Here is a 15,021-nt window from a genome sequence, read left to right as displayed (position 1 = left end):
CGGGCGATCTAGTATTGCAGAGCGATTGTTACCAATAACGAACGCTCTGGGATACTGGGCCACCCGCTTTCGCGGGTGGTGACGGCTGAGGATGAGGCTGCGCCTCGGCTAGAACCCTAGGCGACCCGCACGCCCTTCGCGATCGGCGTGCCGCGCAGGAAATCCTCGGCGGTCATCGGCTGCTTGCCGGCGCGCTGCAATTGGGCGATCCGGATCGCGCCGTCGCCGCAAGCAATCGTGAGATCATCGCCGATCACTTCGCCCGGCGTGCCGCGGCCCTCGGCGAGCGCGCAGCGCAGCACCTTGATCCGCGCCGGGGCGCCGTCGATCGGCAGTTCGCACCACGCCCCCGGAAACGGCGACAGACCGTGGATGTGGCGCAGCACTGCGCGCGCCGGCTGCGAAAAGTCGATCCTGGCTTCGGCCTTGTCGATCTTGGCCGCATAGGTGACGCCGTCGTCGGGCTGCCTGGTGAGCTGCAGCTGATCGCGCTCCAGCGCCGCCATCGCCCGCACCATCAGATCGGCGCCGAGCCGCGCCAGCGCATCGTGCAGCTCGGTCACGGTCATCGCGTCGGTGATGGCGATGCGCTCGGCCATCGCGACGTCGCCGGTGTCGAGGCCGATATCCATCTTCATCACCATCACGCCGGTTTCGGCGTCGCCCGCCATGATGGCGCGGTTCAGCGGCGCGGCCCCTCGCCAGCGCGGCAGCAGCGAGCCGTGCAGATTGTAGCAGCCGAGCGGCGGAGCATCGAGAATCGGCTGTGGCAGAATCATGCCGTAGGCGACCACCACGGCGGCATCGGCCCCGTGGCTGCGGAACTCGGCCTGCGCGTCCTCAGTCTTCAGCGTCTTCGGCGTCAGCACCGGAATGCCGAGCCGATGCGCCGCCAGCGCCACCGGCGTCTCCTGCAGCTTCATGCCACGGCCGGCCGGCTTCGGCTCGCGGGTGTAGACCGCGGCGATGTCGTGCCCGTAGGCCGACAGCGCCAGCAGCGTCGGCACCGCGAATTCGGGTGTGCCCATGAAGACGAGGCGAAGCGGCATGACATAAGTCCCGTACAGATCTGGCGATGCGGGCCGAGCGGCCGCAACGCGCCGGCCGGTCACCTGCGCGAGCGCTCAGACGTATTTGATGCCGCGCTTGGCAGCCTTCTCGAACTTGCGGACCACCATCGCACGCTTCAGCTTCGACAGATGATCGACGAACAGCACGCCGTTGAGGTGGTCGATCTCGTGCTGGATGCAGGTCGCGAACAGGCCGTCGGCGTCCTCTTCGCGGACGTTGCCGTCGAGATCGGTGTAGCGGATCCGCACCGTCTTCGGCCGCTCGACCTCGGCGTAGTATTCCGGGATCGACAGGCAGCCTTCCTCATAGACGTTCATCTCAGCAGACGCGCCGACGATCTCAGGATTGATGAAGGCGCGCGGATCGCTTTTTCCGTCACCCTCCTTGCGGACGATATCCATCGTGATCAGCCGCACCGGCTCGGCGATCTGGATCGCCGCCAGTCCGATCCCGGGCGCCTCGTACATGCTTTCGAACATGTCGTCGGCGAGCTTGCGGATCTCGCTCGTCACCTCGGCGACGGGCTTGGAGATTTCACGCAGCCGCTTATCGGGCAGGATGATGATTTCGCGTAGGGCCATGGCGGCGATTTAAGCGGCGGCGAGGTTGCGGTCAATCCGGGACCGACCGGAGCTTCTGCCACTTTCGGTGCGGCCGGTCTTAAAGGTCTGTTCAACGTCGCGTTCTATCTTCGTTCTCCATGACGGCACAATCTGCGACACCGGCGGCGATGGATCAGATTCTGTTCAGGCTCGGCGACCTCCCGGTCAGCGTCGGCATGGCCGCCGCCGCGTTTGCGGCCGCGGCGCTGGCGCTGCTGGCGGTCATCGCCGTGCTGGTGGCCCGCGGCAGCGCTGCGCGGCGGGGTGCAGAGATCGACCAACGGCTGGCGCTGTTGATGCGGGCGCAGCACGAGGCCAACGGCCGGGTCGATGCGATGGGCCGCGCGCTCGCCGGCCGCCAGGCCGAGATGGCGCGGGCGATGAGCGATCGGCTCGACAGCGTCACCCACCGGTTCGGCCAGTCGCTGACCCAATCGACCCGCTACACCATGCAAAGCCTGCAGGCGCTGCACGAGCGGCTCGGCATTATCGACCGCGCCCACGACAACCTCACCGAACTCACCGATCAGGTGACGACGCTGCGCGACGTGCTCGCCAACAAGCAGGCGCGCGGCGCGTTCGGTCAGGCACGTATGGAAACGATCGTGCAGGACGGGCTGCCGAAAGGCTCGTTCGCGTTCCAATACACGCTGTCGACCGGCAAGCGGCCGGACTGCGTGGTGCTGATGCCGGATCAGCCGCCGCTGTGCATCGACGCCAAGTTCCCGCTCGAGGCCGTCACCGCGCTGCGCGAGGCGCGGACCGACGAGGAGAGAAAATCGGCCTCGCAGCGGCTGCGCACCGACGTGATGCGCCATGTCGACGACATCGCCTCGAAATATCTGATCCCGGGCGAGACCCAGGACACTGCGCTGATGTTCGTGCCGTCGGAGTCGGTCTATGCGGAGATCCACGACGGCTTCGACGACGTGATCCAGAAGGCCTACCGTGCCCGCGTCGTGCTGGTGTCGCCGTCGCTCTTGATGCTGGCGATCCAGGTGATGCAGCAGATCCTGAAAGACGCGCGGATGCGCGACGCCGCCGACCAGATCCGCACCGAAGTGCTCAGCCTGTCCGACGATCTGGCACGCTTGCGCGAGCGCGTCACCAAGCTGCAGACCCATTTCGGCCAGGTCAACGACGACGTCCGCCAGATCCAGATCTCGGCCGACAAGATCGAGCGCCGCGCCGTCCGGATCGAGGAGCTGGACTTTGCGGCGCCCGAAGCGGCCGCGCCGATCGCGTCGGCCGAAGCGCGAACCTCGGCATCGAGCCACGAGGCGCCGCTGGCGCCGGAGCGCACCGAACTGTTCGGCTCCCGCGCCTTCAAGATCGACGAGGTCACATCGGCCTGAGGCCACGCCACGCACCCACCGTCATCGCCCGCGTATGCGGGCGACCCAGTATCCCAGCGCACCACCGATTTCGCCGCGGCGCCTCCGCGCAACCTTCTCGCTTCATCACGCAGGGCGGTGAGTACTGGATCGCCCGCATACGCGGGCGATGACGTCTGGTTCGTGGTCACGGCTTCGAGCGACATGATGGCCATGATCCAAAAGCGCGGGCTCTCCGGCGGCATGCGCGCCCGCCGTCGAATCTGTTACGCCTTCGCCATGACCTCGTCCGACAACCCACCGAACGCCTCACTCGCGCCGATCGACAGGCCCAAACCAAGTTGGCGCGAGGCGTTTGCGGTGTATTTGCAGCCGCGGGTGCTGGTGGTGCTGTTTCTCGGCTTCGCGTCGGGGCTGCCGCTGGCACTGTCGGGCTCGACGCTGCTGGTGTGGATGCGGGAGTCGGGCGTCGATCTCGGCACCATCGGGTTGTTCGCGCTGGTCGGCACCCCCTACACGCTGAAATTCATCTGGGCGCCGCTGGTCGATGCGCTGCATGTGCCGCTGCTGACCCGCGCGTTCGGCCGCCGCCGCGGCTGGCTGGTGTTCGTCCAGCTGTTGCTGATCGCCGCGATCCTGCTGCTGGCGCTCACCGATCCGGCGAAATCGCCGCTGTATGTGGCGATCGGCGCGCTGCTGGTCGCCGCCGCCTCGGCGACCCAGGACATCGTCATCGACGCGTTCCGGGTCGAGAGCCTGCCGGAAGACGAACAGGCAGCCGGCATGGCGTCCTACGTCGCCGCCTACCGGATCGGCATGCTGATTTCGACCGCCGGCGTGCTGTTCCTGGTCAGCGCGTATGAAGGCACCGGACTGGCGCGCAGCACCGCCTGGATGTGGGGCTATGTGACGATGGCTGCGATGGTGCTGATCGGCACCGTCACGGCGCTGGTCGCCACCGAGCCGGAGCAGTCGCGCCGTGCCGAAGCGGCGACCAGCGGCGAAAGCGGGTTCAAACGGGTGGTGCACGCCGCGCTCGGCGCCTTCACCGAATTTCTCACCCGCAAGGATGCGCTTACCGTCCTCGCCTTCGTCGTGCTGTTCAAGTTCACCGACGCATTCTCCGGCACCATGACGGCGCCGTTCGTGATCGATCTCGGCTATTCGCGCAACGACTATGCGGCGATCGTCAAAGGCGTCGGCCTCGCCGCGACGCTGATCGGTGGCTTCGCCGGCGGTTATCTGGCGCGGCGCTACTCGCTGGTCGCCAGCCTGTGGATCGGCGCGGTTCTGCAGGCGGTGTCGAATCTGGCGTTCGCCTGGCTGTCGACCGTCGGAATCAACCAATGGGCGCTGGCGCTGGCGATCTCGGTGGAGAACTTCACCGGCGCGATCGGCACGGTGATCTTCGTGGCCTACCTGTCGGCGCTGTGCCAGAACCCGCTGCACACTGCGACCCAATACGCACTGCTCACCGCGCTCGCCGCCGTCGGCCGGACCTATCTGTCGGCGAGCGCCGGCTACGTGGCGCAAGCCACGGGCTGGCCGGCGTTCTTCATGATCAGCGTTGCTGTTGCGGCGCCCAGTCTGGTGCTGCTGGCCTTCTTGCAGCGCCGCGGCCATTTCGCCGCGCTCGGCCCGGTTAAAGTATAGGTGGAGGCAACGCTCGCTTCTCGCAGCGGCTGCGAGAGCCCGCCGCTTACTTCACCAGACTCCATTTAGTCACCACCGCTTCGCTCATCTGGCCGGGCTCGTTGGCGCAGGAGACCGAGACGACCTTCAGCGCGACCTGCTTGCCGCGGTGGGTCTTCAACTGCGTCGCCTGGGCGTCGTCCGCGGGAACGATCTGGAACGTCTCCGGGCCGTTCTCGAGATTGCACAGTCCGGACGGCGCCGGCAGCCGACGCGGATCGCTGACGAGCTGATACACCGGGCCCTTCTTACCCTTGGCCCGGGTCTTCAACGCGTTGAGTTCGCCGCTGAGAATGTCGCCCACCCGCAGCGCGGTCGGCTTCGGCAGCGCCGCCTGCGCCGAGTCTTGAGCCGACACCGCGGAGGCGGCGAGCGTCAGGGCGAGCGCGGCAATCGTCGAGAGCGGGAAGCGGAGTCGAGTCATCAGGTCCAATCCGGTTGTGTCAGAACAAGGTGCGCTGGCGCATCGCCGCCGACAGCGTTCCTTCGTCGAGATAGTCGAGTTCACCGCCGACCGGCACGCCGTGCGCGAGCCGGGTCACTTTGACATTGGCGTCCTGCAACAGGTCGGTGACGTAATGTGCGGTGGTCTGGCCGTCGACCGTGGCGTTGAGCGCCAGGATGATCTCGGCGACGCCGGGATCGTGCGCCCGCTTCACCAGAGCGTCGATCGTCAGATCCTCGGGGCCGACGCCGTCGAGCGGTGACAGCGTAGCCCCGAGGACGTGGTAGCGGCCGTTTGTGGCAGAGGCGCGTTCGAGCGCCCACAAATCCGCGACGTCAGCCACCACCACGATGATCGAGGAATCACGGCGCGGGTCGGTGCACACCGTGCAAGGATTCTGCGAGTCGATATTGCCGCAGGTGCTACACACTTCGATCTTGTCGATCGCGACCTGCAGCGCCGCGGCGAGCGGCGCCATCAGCGCATCGCGCTTCTTGATCAGGTGCAGGGCAGCGCGCCGCGCCGAGCGCGGGCCCAATCCGGGCAGCCGCGCCAGCAACTGGATCAGACGTTCGATCTCGGGGCCTGCGACCGCACCGGCCATCGGGTCTCCATCTTCCGTGGATTGATCACACGCGACGAGGCAGCGTTGCCGCCGCCGTGGCGCGGCGGTCCGCCGCGAATCGAAAAGGCTGGAAAGACTAACCCAGGCCGAGCCCGGGCGGCAGGCCGAGCCCGCCGGTCAGCGCCTGCATCTTGTCCTGCATCGCCGCTTCCGCCTTGCGATGGGCGTCGCCATGCGCCGCCACCAGCAGGTCTTCGAGCACTTCACGCTCCTCGGGCTTGATCAGAGACGGATCGATCGAGATGCCACGCACCTCCATCTTGGCGCTCATCCGCACCTTCACGAGGCCGCCGCCGGACAGCCCCTCGACCTCGATCTGGTCGAGTTCGGCCTGCATCGCCTTCATCTTCGACTGAAGCTGCGCAGCCTGTTTCATCATGCCGAGAAAGTCAGCCATGACCGGTTTCCTTTCAGATCGCTAATCGTCGTCGTCGATTCGCTCGGAGGGATCGTCCATATCAGAATCGATCTCCACCGGCTCGGAGGCGAGCCGCCGCACCGTCAGCTTGGCGCCGGGAAACCGCGCCAACACTTCCTGTACCCGCGGATCGTTCTCCGCCGCGCGCTCGCGCTCGTTCTGCTGCGCCAGGCTCTGCTGGCGCAGGGTCGGCTGGCCGGGCGCGTTGGAGACGATCACGGTCCAGCGCCGCCCGGTCCATTGCTCGAGCTTGCGGCCGAGTTCGTTGATCAGGCTGCGCGACGCGGTGGGCTCCAGCGCCAGTTCGAGCCGCCCGTCCTCGATCCGCACCAGCCGCACGTCGGCTTCGAGCGCCAGACGGGTCATCACATCGCGCTTCTCCGACGCCAGCGCGACGAGCTGCGGAAACGTGGTGATCTTCAGCGCCGGCGGTTCCGGCTCGGGCGCCGGCACGCTGACCGGTGAGCGCGCCGCATTGTCGAGACCGCCGCGCAGCATCGTCGGCGCCGATGCGGCGCTCATGGATGCCGCGCCCATGCTGGGTGCGCTACGTGGCATCGCCGCGCTCGGAGCGGACAACGATGCGGCCGAGGCGACCGGCGCGGACGAGCCGCCGCGCGCGCCGCCACCGCCTGGAATCGCCGGCGCATCGCCGCCGCCGCTCTGCTGCAGCATCCGCAGCGCTTCGTCCGGAGTCGGCAGGTCCGCCGCATAGGCGATCCGCACCAGCACCATCTCGGCCGCCGCCGCCGGCCGGGTCGCGCCCTGCACCTCGGCGATGCCCTTCAGCAGCATCTGCCACATCCGCGACAGCACCCGCATCGACAGCTTGGTGGCGAATTCGCGGCCACGCACCCGCTCGGTCTCGCCGAATGCGACGTTGTCGGCGATCGCCGGCACAATCTTCACGCGGGTGACGAAATTGACGAATTCGGCCAGATCGGACAGCACCACCACCGGATCGGCGCCGGTGTCGTACTGGTCGCGGAATTCGGCGAAGGCGGCGGCAATGTCGCCGCGCGCCAGCGCGTCGAACAGTTCGATCACGCGCGTCCGGTCGGCGAGCCCGAGCATCTGCCGCACCGCGTCCGCTCGCACCACGCCTGCGGCATGCGCGATCGCTTGATCGAACAGCGACAGCGAATCGCGCACCGAGCCTTCGGCGGCGCGGGCCACGATGCCGAGCGCTTCCGGCTCGACCTCGACGCCTTCCTTCTGGGCGATGTTCGACAGGTGGTTCATCAGCGCGTCGGCTTCGACCCGGCGCAGATCGAAGCGCTGGCAACGCGACAGCACCGTCACCGGGACTTTCCGGATCTCGGTGGTGGCGAACACGAATTTGGCGTGCTCCGGCGGCTCCTCCAGCGTCTTCAGGAAGGCGTTGAACGCCGCCGTCGACAGCATGTGGACTTCGTCGATGATGTAGACCTTGTAGCGCGCAGAAGCCGGCGCATAGCGCACACTGTCGTTAATCTGGCGGACATCGTCGACGCCGGTGTGCGAGGCGGCGTCCATCTCCAGCACGTCCATGTGCCGGCTTTCCATGATCGCCTTGCAGTGCACGCCGTGCACCGGCATGTGGATGGTCGGCCCCTTCACCGAGCCGTCCGGCAATTCGTAGTTCAGCGCCCGGGCCAAGATGCGCGCCGTGGTGGTCTTGCCGACGCCGCGAACGCCGGTGAGAATCCAGGCCTGCGGAATCCGGCCCGTATCGAACGCATTGGAGACGGTGCGCACCACCGCTTCCTGGCCGATCAGATCCTCGAAACTGTTGGGGCGATATTTCCGCGCCAGCACCCGATAGGCGTCCGCCGGCGCGCTCGTGCTGCCCGGCTGCTCGGGAGCAGCGGGCGGCGTCGCGGAAAGGCCAGAGTCACTCATCGGTCGGTCCGCAATGCTGCGTCAACGGGGCGGGCTTGCGGAAGGGAGCGGGGCGCTCGCGACGGGGCAGGATCATGTGGCTGGCCCGGAACACCCCTCACACCGGACCGGCATCGGCCGGCCCTGATCCACCTTCGTCCGGCCGCGGCGCCCCGAAGCCCAGGGCAGCACGGCCGAAAATGAGGTAGGAGACTGACGAGCGACCCGATCCAGACCTCGTTAGGGCTGCTTCCTTCCGGACCTGACCCGGTTGGCGAGAGGCTCGTCCACCGCCAATCTCCCGGTCCCTATTTGGCGCCAAACCAAACCGAATGCAAGTCGCCGGTCCCCGCCTTGGACCATAGGCTAGCTGGCGCTTCCGCCGGTCCGGGCGGCTTGGTATGACTGGGAGGCGGCCGCGCGGCCGTCCCCGCCACAGACAAGAGCCCACGCTCCCACAACGGGCCGATGGAACCGCAATGTCCTCCTCCGACTGGTCGCTGAGCCCACGGCTCGAACAAGACACCATCAACATCGGCGACCTGCCGCTCAGCCGGGTGCTGGTGATCAAGGACGCGCATTATCCGTGGCTGCTGCTGGTGCCGCGCCGGCCGGACGTCAGCGAGATCATCGACCTCGACGAGGTCGCGCAGGCGCAGCTGATGACCGAGATCTCCCGCGTCAGCCGCGCGCTCAAGGACGTCACCCATTGCGACAAGCTCAACGTCGCTGCGCTCGGCAATCTGGTGCCGCAGCTTCACATTCACATCATCGCCCGCCGCTCCAGCGACGTCGCCTGGCCGCGACCGGTGTGGGGCGTGATGCCGCCGCTGGCGCACGACGCCGAAGAGGTGCAGCAGTTCATCAACCTGCTCCGCCGCAAGATCTGGCTGAGCTGAGCCGATGAGCACATCCTTTCCGCTCGGCCAGCCGGCTTTCGTCACTCATGTGCTCGACCGCGCCGCGCATCTGCGCGGCAACGACGCCAAGCTGATGGCGATGGAGGAGCGCAGCGACACCCGCGCTTACGTTGTCCATCGGGATTCGCTCCTGGTGAAGCACGAACCCAACGGCCCGCGCGCCGAACTGACCATCAAGGAAGCGCTGGCGCTCGGCGCCAATGCCGGCACGATCTTTCTCGGCCTGCGCAATGGCGCTGCAGTGTTCGGCATGGGAATCGGCGGCCCTGCCGCTGACAAGCTCGCCGGACGGACGGACGCCGGCCTCGCCGAACTGCGCGGCCTCGCCATGCAGGGCATGCTGCCGGTCGAGCAGCTCTCGGCGATCGCGATGGCGAAATCGCTGGTCAACTGGCACCAGCGCCACGGCTATTGCGCCAATTGCGGCACCCGCACCACGATGTCGCAGGGCGGCTGGAAGCGCGATTGTCCGTCGTGCAAGGCCGAGCACTTCCCGCGCACCGATCCGGTGGTGATCATGCTGGTGACCGACGGCGAGCGCTGCCTGCTCGGCCGCCAGAAGCAGTTTCCGTCCGGGATGTATTCGTGCCTCGCCGGCTTCGTCGAGGCGGCCGAGACGATCGAGGACGCGGTTCGCCGCGAGATCGTCGAGGAGTCGGGCATTCTGTGCACCGACGTGCGCTACTACATGACGCAGCCGTGGCCGTATCCGTCGTCGTTGATGATCGCCTGCACCGCGACCGCGACCACCGACGCCATCACCGTCGATCGCACGGAACTGGAAGACGCCCGGTGGTTTTCCCGTGACGAGGCGGCGCAAATGCTGAAGCGCGAACATCCGGACGGGCTGGCCGGACCGCATCCGTTCGCGATCGCGCACCATCTGCTCGGCCGCTGGCTGGAGGACAATTCATGAGCGACACTGCCACGCGCAAACCGCGCGTATTGTGCATCGGGATCCCGGTCCGCGACCTCACCTTCCGGATCGAAGCGATACCGGACCGCGGCAACAAGGTGCCGGCGAGCGCGTTCGGCGAAATCTGCGGCGGCAATGCGCTCAACGCCTCGATCGGCATCGCCCGGCTCGGCGGCAAGGCGCAGATGTGCGGCCCGATGGGCGATGCCGAAGAAGCCGCGGCACGCTTCATCTTCGACAAGCTGGCCGAGGAAGGCATCGGCTCGGACCACCTCGTCCATATGCCCGGGCTGGTAACGCCGATCTCGGCCGTGCTGGTCGATCCGACCGGCGAACGCACCATCGTCACCTTCCGCGATCCAGGGCTGTGGAAGGTCGCGCTGCCCGACGCCGACACGCTGCTGAAGGATTGCGACGCGATCCTCACCGAGAGCCGGTGCTCGAGCTTCGTCACGCCACTGTGCGCCGAGGCGACCCGGCGCGGCATTCCGGTGGTGGTCGACGTCGACAACGCGATGGCGATGAACGAAGGGCTGCTGACCGCGGCGTCGCATCTGATCTGCTCGGCCGAGGCGCTGCACGGCACCGCCGGTACCGAGAACGACGAAGAGGCGCTGAAGAAGCTGGCGCGACTGACCAAGGCGTTCGTCGCCGTCACCCGCGGCCCGAAGGGCACGCTCTGGCTCGACGACAAGCAGCAATTCCGCGAGACCCCGGCGTTTCCGGTGCACTCGGTCGATACCCTTGGCGCCGGCGACATCTTCCACGGCGGCTTCACGGTGGCGTTCGGCGAAGGTCAGGACATCGCCCACGCGCTGCGCTTCGCCTCAGCCGCGGCGGCGCTGAAATGCACCCGCTCCGGCGGCGCCTTTGCCTGCCCGACCCGCGCAGAAGTCGACGAACTGCTGGCGAAATCACCGGTGGGTGCGCTCTGAAGCGATGGGTTAGGCGCAACGATGGATCAGGCGCTATCGCGCTCCAATGCAACGCGTTGAATTCACTATTTTTTCGGGCTTCGTCGCGCCTCGACCCATCCTGATCTCTCCCGCACCTCGCAGGAACGTCATCTACCAGTTGAAGCCCCCCAAATTTGTAATACGATGTATTATGAATTCGGGAGAATTGGATGAGCAAAGCCCCACTGTCCGACCCTTTGACGATTCGGCTTCCCATGGACGTCCTGGACGACATCGAGAAGATTGCGGCTGCCTCTGATCGCAAGCGAAGCTGGGTGATCGTGCGCGCATTGAAGGCTTACCTGGCAGGCGAGGGCTCAGATATTCTCGCTATCATCAAGGGACGCGAACAGATCGCCGCCGGGGGCGCCCACGACATGGACGACGTCATTAGGGAAATCGAAGCCATCGTAAATTCGAAGGCAGCTTGATGAAGGTCCGGCTTTCCGGCGATGCGCGAGACTATCTTCTGCGCGAAGCCAAATACTTGGCCGAAAGAAGCCCGGCAGCCGCGACTGCATTTCTTGAAGATATCCGGTCTGCTCGGCGACGCATCGGCAAGTATCCAGAGATCGGTTTCAAACTCATCCCAATCAAAGGCAGCAGACGCGTGGTCGTCGGCAACTACCTGATCGATTATGATTCAGGACCGGACGGCATCGAGATCACGGCCATTCGCCACGGCCGTCAGTCCGACGTCTCTCTCAGCCTCGAAGAGGATTTCGACTACGAAGCCGACGATGACACCACGTCTACCCACAAATCTTAATCTGCGCGTCGGGCGGACCGATCTGATTGTTGCCACGCAAGTGAAATCTGCGGGAACCCAGAAACTGGAAGGCCATTTACACGCATCTCCTCGACCATCATTTCGGCGATTGCTGCAGCAAGTTCAGCCGCAGAAAACCGTTCTTCTGAAAACAGGTCATTAACGCACCAACGTTGCCATCTTTCCAAAGCTCTGAAGACTAGCGCAGATCGATCACACCTGTTGCGCCAAAACTTGGCTACGAAAGATCGACCGACGTTTCCATGGCAGCCAAGCCGAGAGCCCATCGGGTGGATCTATTCAAGCGCGACATAAGCCAACGCCGGCTCCCAGCCCGGCGGCGCGAGTTCGAAGCCGGCGAAGTCGAAGCCCGGCGCCACCGTGCAGCCGACCAACGTCCAGTCGCCGGTCGATTCCGCGGCCTGCCAGGCGTGCGGCGGCACGATCGCCTGCGGCTGCTGCCCGGCGCCGAGATCGGGGCCGAGCATCACCACGCGCGCACCGTCGTCGCCGGCGATCTGTAGCGCGAGCGGCGCGCCGGCGTAGTAGTGCCAGACCTCGACCGCATCGATCCGGTGCCAGTGCGAACGTTCGCCCGCACGCAGCAGGAAGTGAATCGCCGTCGAGTAGCTGCGACCGGCGGCGTCGCAGCGCGCGTCGCGAAACGTCTCGCGATAATGCCCGCCTTCCGGATGCGGCTGCAGACCAAAGCGCGCGATCACCTCGGCGGCGCTGAGCGACATCGCGCTCATCCGTTGTTCTTGCGCTCGCGGATCTCGCCGAACACCTCGGCCGCGGACGCACCCGACAATCCGACCGCATCTGCGACCGACGGCACGTCGGCGCGCAGGAAGACGTTGGCCTTCTTTTCTTCGCCGAGCGTCACCGGAATCGTCGGCTTGCCGTCGGCGCGCAGCGCTTCGACCTGCTTGGCCCGGGCCTGCAGATCGGCGTTGCCGGGTTCGATCCCGAGCGCGAATTTGACGTTGGAGGCGGTGTATTCGTGGCCGCAATACAGTTTGAAATCGTCCGGCAGCGCCCGCAGCTTCAGCAGCGATTCCCACATCATCGGATAGGTGCCCTCGAACACCCGGCCGCAGCCGATCGAGAACAGCGTGTCGGCCGCGAACAGCGCGCGGTCGTCGTCGAACACATAGGAGATGTGATCGAGGGTATGGCCGGGGGTTTCCAACACCCGCGCGGTGAGGCCGCCGACCTCGACGACGTCGCCCTCCTGCAGCCGGACGTCGACGTCGGCGATCTTGGCGTTGGCGTCGTGCGGCGCATGGACGCGGCACTGATACTTCGCCTTCAGTTCGGCGATGCCGCCGACATGATCGCCGTGGTGATGCGTGACCAGAATGTCGGTCAGCTTCCAGCCTTCCTTGTCCAGCGCGGCGATCAGGGGAGCGGCTTCCGGCGCGTCGATCGAAGCGGTGGCGCCGGTGGCCGGATCGTGGATCAGATAGCCGAAATTGTCGGTGAGACACGGAACGATACGGATGTCGGCGGGCATGAGATCTCCGGGAAACTTGAAGGCAGCGTGAGCCTGCCCGGCGCCGTTTCTGTCGCCGGCAGAGTCGAACCCTAACATGGGGGCGGACCGAGACGAAATGAAGCGGTCACAGCCTCGTAAACCAGTCAGGGGGCGGCTTTGCCGGACCATGCGACGCCGTGATAAACAATCGTCATGACCATCGACGTCGTGGACCTGCGGGAATTCTACACGAGCCGGCTCGGCATCGCGGCACGACGGCTGATCAACCGCGGCATCCAATCACGCTGGCCGGATGCGCGCGGTGATCGCGTGCTCGGCTTCGGCTATCCGACACCCTATCTCGGCCTGTTCCGCGACCGCTGCGAACGCTGCATCGCCTTCATGCCGGCCGCCCAAGGCGTGCTAAAATGGCCGACCGCGCGGTCGACGCTGTCGTCGCTCGTCGACGAGCACGCGCTGCCGCTGCCGGACGCCGCGGTCGACCGTATCCTGCTGGTGCATGCGCTGGAGATGTCGGACGATCCCGAACGGCTGCTGCGCGAGGTGTGGCGGGTGCTGGCGCCGGCCGGCCGATTGCTGGCGGTGGTGCCCAATCGCCGCGGCGTTTGGGCGCGGCTCGACAATAATCCGTTCGGACACGGCCGGCCCTATTCACGCTCGCAGATCGCCGACCTGTTGCGGCGCACCTGGTTCACCCCCACGGCCTGGAGCGAGGCGCTGTTCGTCCCGCCGCTGGCGCAGGGCTGGCTGCTGCGCTCGGCGCCGGCGTGGGAGCGGATCGGCGCCGCGACCTCGTTACCGTTCGCCGGCGTACATGTGGTCGAGGCCACCAAGCAGGTGGTGCGCGCCCAGCCGGTCAAGCGCGAACGGGTCCGGCTGATTCCGTCGCTGGAACCATCACTGGTCCCGTCACCGACGCCGCTGCAGGCCGACGAACCGGACACGCCGCCGCTGCTGCGCTGAAGCGCCCCCCGAAACGACGAAGGCCGCACCCACGGCGCGGCCTCGTCTGATCGGAATACCCTGCTCGAGAGGCCGCGGCGAAATCAATCGCCGGCGCCGGCATCCTCACCCGACGGAGCCGGGGCGGCGGCCTGGGCCGCGGCGGGTTCGCCGCGCGGACGGCGCCGACGGCGCGGCGGGAAGCGCTCACCGCCGCCGCCATTGGCTTCGAATGCGTTGGGACCGAGCGCCGGCTGCGGGCCGGTGATGAAGGACGGCAGGCGATCGACCCCTTCGGCCACCGGCTGCGGCTGCTCGCGCGGCACGAATTGCGGCTGCGGGCGATGCTCGCGCGGCTGCGGCTGTTCGCGCGGCTGGTAGGGCTGCGGCTGCTCGCGCTGCTGGTACGGCTGCGGCTGCTGCTGCGCCGGCACCAGGCCGGGCTCGGCGCCGAAATTGGAGAACTCACCGTCCTCGCCGTCGTCGTTGTTATCCAGCGTGTCGTTGTCGATCCGCGGCGGCGGTTGGTTCTGCCGGAATTGCTCCTGGGCGGCCGCGATCAGACGGAAGTAGTGCTCAGCGTGCTGATAATAATTCTCGGCCGCTACCGGGTCACCCGAAGAGCGGGCATCGCGGGCGAGCTGAACGTATTTCTCGGCAATGTGCGAGGCGGTCCCGCGAATCTTGATATCGGGACCGTTCGACTCGAACACCCGGGTCATCGGATTCTGGCCGCGCCGGTTGTTGTTATTGTTGTTGCCGCCGTTGTTACGATTGCGCAGCCGCTTGTTGTTCTGCCCGTTTCTCATGTCCTACCTTCTTACCGAACCCCATTTTGCAAGGCATGGCTGCGCTACGCGCAGGTCTGGCCACGCCCGTCCGAACAGCCCATCAGTCTCGAATCGCTAATGCCGTGTGTCGCGCTCAACAAAGACGCGTTCTCCAAATCCGGCGGCCGTCGCACCGCCGGCCG

General features: G+C 66.5%; 17 protein-coding genes and 1 other RNA gene. 8 read left to right on the top strand and 10 right to left on the bottom strand.

Annotated elements, in window-relative coordinates; genetic code table 11:
* Positions 1-116: 116 nt before the first annotated feature.
* Both fmt and def read right to left on the bottom strand, forming a co-directional pair.
* Positions 117-1,049 carry a methionyl-tRNA formyltransferase gene (fmt, locus tag DNX69_RS18125; RefSeq protein ID WP_110787311.1) on the bottom strand — a complete coding sequence of 311 codons (933 nt, stop codon included), beginning with the start codon at positions 1,047-1,049 and terminating at the stop codon, positions 117-119.
* Positions 1,050-1,124: 75 nt separating this feature from the next.
* Entirely contained in the window at positions 1,125-1,652 is a 528-nt protein-coding gene (gene def / locus DNX69_RS18120; protein ID WP_110787310.1) for a peptide deformylase, read from the bottom strand.
* A 149-nt stretch (positions 1,653-1,801) separates the two neighbouring features.
* Between def and DNX69_RS18115 the strand changes: the two genes are divergently transcribed.
* Positions 1,802-3,028, top strand: coding sequence for a DNA recombination protein RmuC (locus DNX69_RS18115; protein WP_110787309.1), 1,227 nt, complete (start codon positions 1,802-1,804; stop codon positions 3,026-3,028).
* Positions 3,029-3,286: 258 nt separating this feature from the next.
* The gene (locus tag DNX69_RS18110) at positions 3,287-4,660 is read left to right on the top strand and encodes an AmpG family muropeptide MFS transporter (RefSeq protein WP_110787694.1); all 1,374 of its coding nucleotides are present in this window, start codon (positions 3,287-3,289) and stop codon (positions 4,658-4,660) included.
* Positions 4,661-4,706: 46 nt separating this feature from the next.
* Here DNX69_RS18110 and DNX69_RS18105 read toward each other — a convergent pair whose 3' ends face one another.
* From DNX69_RS18105 to ffs, 5 genes are all read right to left on the bottom strand, one after another.
* Complete coding sequence (locus DNX69_RS18105) at positions 4,707-5,123, bottom strand: hypothetical protein (protein ID WP_110787308.1); 417 nt, start codon at positions 5,121-5,123, stop codon at positions 4,707-4,709.
* A gap of 19 nt (positions 5,124-5,142) precedes the next feature.
* A complete protein-coding gene (gene recR / locus DNX69_RS18100) occupies positions 5,143-5,748 on the bottom strand; it encodes a recombination mediator RecR (protein WP_110787307.1) in 606 nt (201 codons plus the stop codon).
* A gap of 97 nt (positions 5,749-5,845) precedes the next feature.
* Entirely contained in the window at positions 5,846-6,166 is a 321-nt protein-coding gene (locus DNX69_RS18095; protein ID WP_110787306.1) for a YbaB/EbfC family nucleoid-associated protein, read from the bottom strand.
* A 21-nt stretch (positions 6,167-6,187) separates the two neighbouring features.
* Positions 6,188-8,068, bottom strand: coding sequence for a DNA polymerase III subunit gamma/tau (locus DNX69_RS18090; protein ID WP_110787305.1), 1,881 nt, complete (start codon positions 8,066-8,068; stop codon positions 6,188-6,190).
* A gap of 184 nt (positions 8,069-8,252) precedes the next feature.
* An RNA gene (gene ffs, locus DNX69_RS18085) (signal recognition particle sRNA small type) lies at positions 8,253-8,349 on the bottom strand.
* A 177-nt stretch (positions 8,350-8,526) separates the two neighbouring features.
* Here ffs and DNX69_RS18080 point away from each other — a divergent pair.
* The 5 genes from DNX69_RS18080 to DNX69_RS18060 all read left to right on the top strand — a co-directional run bounded on the left by DNX69_RS18080 (position 8,527) and on the right by DNX69_RS18060 (position 11,608).
* Positions 8,527-8,946, top strand: coding sequence for an HIT domain-containing protein (locus DNX69_RS18080; protein WP_110787304.1), 420 nt, complete (start codon positions 8,527-8,529; stop codon positions 8,944-8,946).
* A gap of 4 nt (positions 8,947-8,950) precedes the next feature.
* Positions 8,951-9,883: an NAD(+) diphosphatase gene (gene nudC / locus DNX69_RS18075; RefSeq protein WP_110787303.1), complete on the top strand. Its 933-nt coding sequence runs from the start codon at positions 8,951-8,953 to the stop codon at positions 9,881-9,883.
* Positions 9,880-10,818, top strand: a complete 939-nt coding sequence (locus DNX69_RS18070; protein ID WP_110787302.1) for a sugar kinase — start codon at positions 9,880-9,882, stop codon at positions 10,816-10,818. Before nudC ends, DNX69_RS18070 begins: the two co-directional genes overlap by 4 nt.
* A 191-nt stretch (positions 10,819-11,009) precedes the next feature.
* Positions 11,010-11,270, top strand: coding sequence for a CopG family ribbon-helix-helix protein (locus DNX69_RS18065; protein ID WP_110787301.1), 261 nt, complete (start codon positions 11,010-11,012; stop codon positions 11,268-11,270).
* The gene (locus tag DNX69_RS18060; RefSeq protein ID WP_110787300.1) at positions 11,270-11,608 is read left to right on the top strand and encodes a type II toxin-antitoxin system RelE/ParE family toxin; all 339 of its coding nucleotides are present in this window, start codon (positions 11,270-11,272) and stop codon (positions 11,606-11,608) included. Before DNX69_RS18065 ends, DNX69_RS18060 begins: the two co-directional genes overlap by 1 nt.
* Positions 11,609-11,904: 296 nt before the next feature.
* On the opposite strand, the gene DNX69_RS18055 is transcribed toward DNX69_RS18060, so the two are convergent.
* Positions 11,905-12,360, bottom strand: coding sequence for a cupin domain-containing protein (locus DNX69_RS18055; RefSeq protein WP_110787299.1), 456 nt, complete (start codon positions 12,358-12,360; stop codon positions 11,905-11,907).
* Positions 12,357-13,124 (bottom strand): hydroxyacylglutathione hydrolase, encoded by a 768-nt coding sequence (gloB, locus tag DNX69_RS18050; RefSeq protein ID WP_110787298.1) that lies wholly within the window; start codon positions 13,122-13,124, stop codon positions 12,357-12,359. The genes DNX69_RS18055 and gloB overlap by 4 nt, the downstream gene beginning before the upstream one ends.
* A gap of 174 nt (positions 13,125-13,298) precedes the next feature.
* Here gloB and DNX69_RS18045 point away from each other — a divergent pair, with 174 nt between their 5' ends.
* A complete protein-coding gene (locus DNX69_RS18045) occupies positions 13,299-14,069 on the top strand; it encodes a class I SAM-dependent methyltransferase (protein WP_110787297.1) in 771 nt (256 codons plus the stop codon).
* Positions 14,070-14,152: 83 nt separating this feature from the next.
* On the opposite strand, the gene DNX69_RS18040 is transcribed toward DNX69_RS18045, so the two are convergent.
* Complete coding sequence (locus tag DNX69_RS18040; protein WP_110787296.1) at positions 14,153-14,857, bottom strand: DUF4167 domain-containing protein; 705 nt, start codon at positions 14,855-14,857, stop codon at positions 14,153-14,155.
* Positions 14,858-15,021: the final 164 nt, after the last annotated feature.

Origin of the sequence: Rhodopseudomonas palustris (genome assembly GCF_003226555.1) — a bacterium.
Classification (GTDB): domain Bacteria; phylum Pseudomonadota; class Alphaproteobacteria; order Rhizobiales; family Xanthobacteraceae; genus Rhodopseudomonas; species Rhodopseudomonas palustris_I.
This window is presented reverse-complemented; position numbering and strand designations above follow the sequence as displayed.

What these genes read in the sequence shown, in the direction of transcription:
- DNX69_RS18090 (WP_110787305.1), bottom strand. Translation starts at nt 8,068, where the DNA reads ATGAGTGACTCTGGCCTTTCCGCGACGCCGCCCGCTGCTCCCGAGCAG.
- DNX69_RS18110 (WP_110787694.1), top strand. Translation starts at nt 3,287, where the DNA reads ATGACCTCGTCCGACAACCCACCGAACGCCTCACTCGCGCCGATCGAC.
- fmt (WP_110787311.1), bottom strand. Translation starts at nt 1,049, where the DNA reads ATGCCGCTTCGCCTCGTCTTCATGGGCACACCCGAATTCGCGGTGCCG.
- DNX69_RS18070 (WP_110787302.1), top strand. Translation starts at nt 9,880, where the DNA reads ATGAGCGACACTGCCACGCGCAAACCGCGCGTATTGTGCATCGGGATC.
- DNX69_RS18105 (WP_110787308.1), bottom strand. Translation starts at nt 5,123, where the DNA reads ATGACTCGACTCCGCTTCCCGCTCTCGACGATTGCCGCGCTCGCCCTG.
- recR (WP_110787307.1), bottom strand. Translation starts at nt 5,748, where the DNA reads ATGGCCGGTGCGGTCGCAGGCCCCGAGATCGAACGTCTGATCCAGTTG.
- DNX69_RS18080 (WP_110787304.1), top strand. Translation starts at nt 8,527, where the DNA reads ATGTCCTCCTCCGACTGGTCGCTGAGCCCACGGCTCGAACAAGACACC.
- DNX69_RS18115 (WP_110787309.1), top strand. Translation starts at nt 1,802, where the DNA reads ATGGATCAGATTCTGTTCAGGCTCGGCGACCTCCCGGTCAGCGTCGGC.
- gloB (WP_110787298.1), bottom strand. Translation starts at nt 13,124, where the DNA reads ATGCCCGCCGACATCCGTATCGTTCCGTGTCTCACCGACAATTTCGGC.
- DNX69_RS18040 (WP_110787296.1), bottom strand. Translation starts at nt 14,857, where the DNA reads ATGAGAAACGGGCAGAACAACAAGCGGCTGCGCAATCGTAACAACGGC.
- DNX69_RS18060 (WP_110787300.1), top strand. Translation starts at nt 11,270, where the DNA reads ATGAAGGTCCGGCTTTCCGGCGATGCGCGAGACTATCTTCTGCGCGAA.
- def (WP_110787310.1), bottom strand. Translation starts at nt 1,652, where the DNA reads ATGGCCCTACGCGAAATCATCATCCTGCCCGATAAGCGGCTGCGTGAA.
- DNX69_RS18065 (WP_110787301.1), top strand. Translation starts at nt 11,010, where the DNA reads ATGAGCAAAGCCCCACTGTCCGACCCTTTGACGATTCGGCTTCCCATG.
- nudC (WP_110787303.1), top strand. Translation starts at nt 8,951, where the DNA reads ATGAGCACATCCTTTCCGCTCGGCCAGCCGGCTTTCGTCACTCATGTG.
- DNX69_RS18095 (WP_110787306.1), bottom strand. Translation starts at nt 6,166, where the DNA reads ATGGCTGACTTTCTCGGCATGATGAAACAGGCTGCGCAGCTTCAGTCG.
- DNX69_RS18055 (WP_110787299.1), bottom strand. Translation starts at nt 12,360, where the DNA reads ATGAGCGCGATGTCGCTCAGCGCCGCCGAGGTGATCGCGCGCTTTGGT.
- DNX69_RS18045 (WP_110787297.1), top strand. Translation starts at nt 13,299, where the DNA reads ATGACCATCGACGTCGTGGACCTGCGGGAATTCTACACGAGCCGGCTC.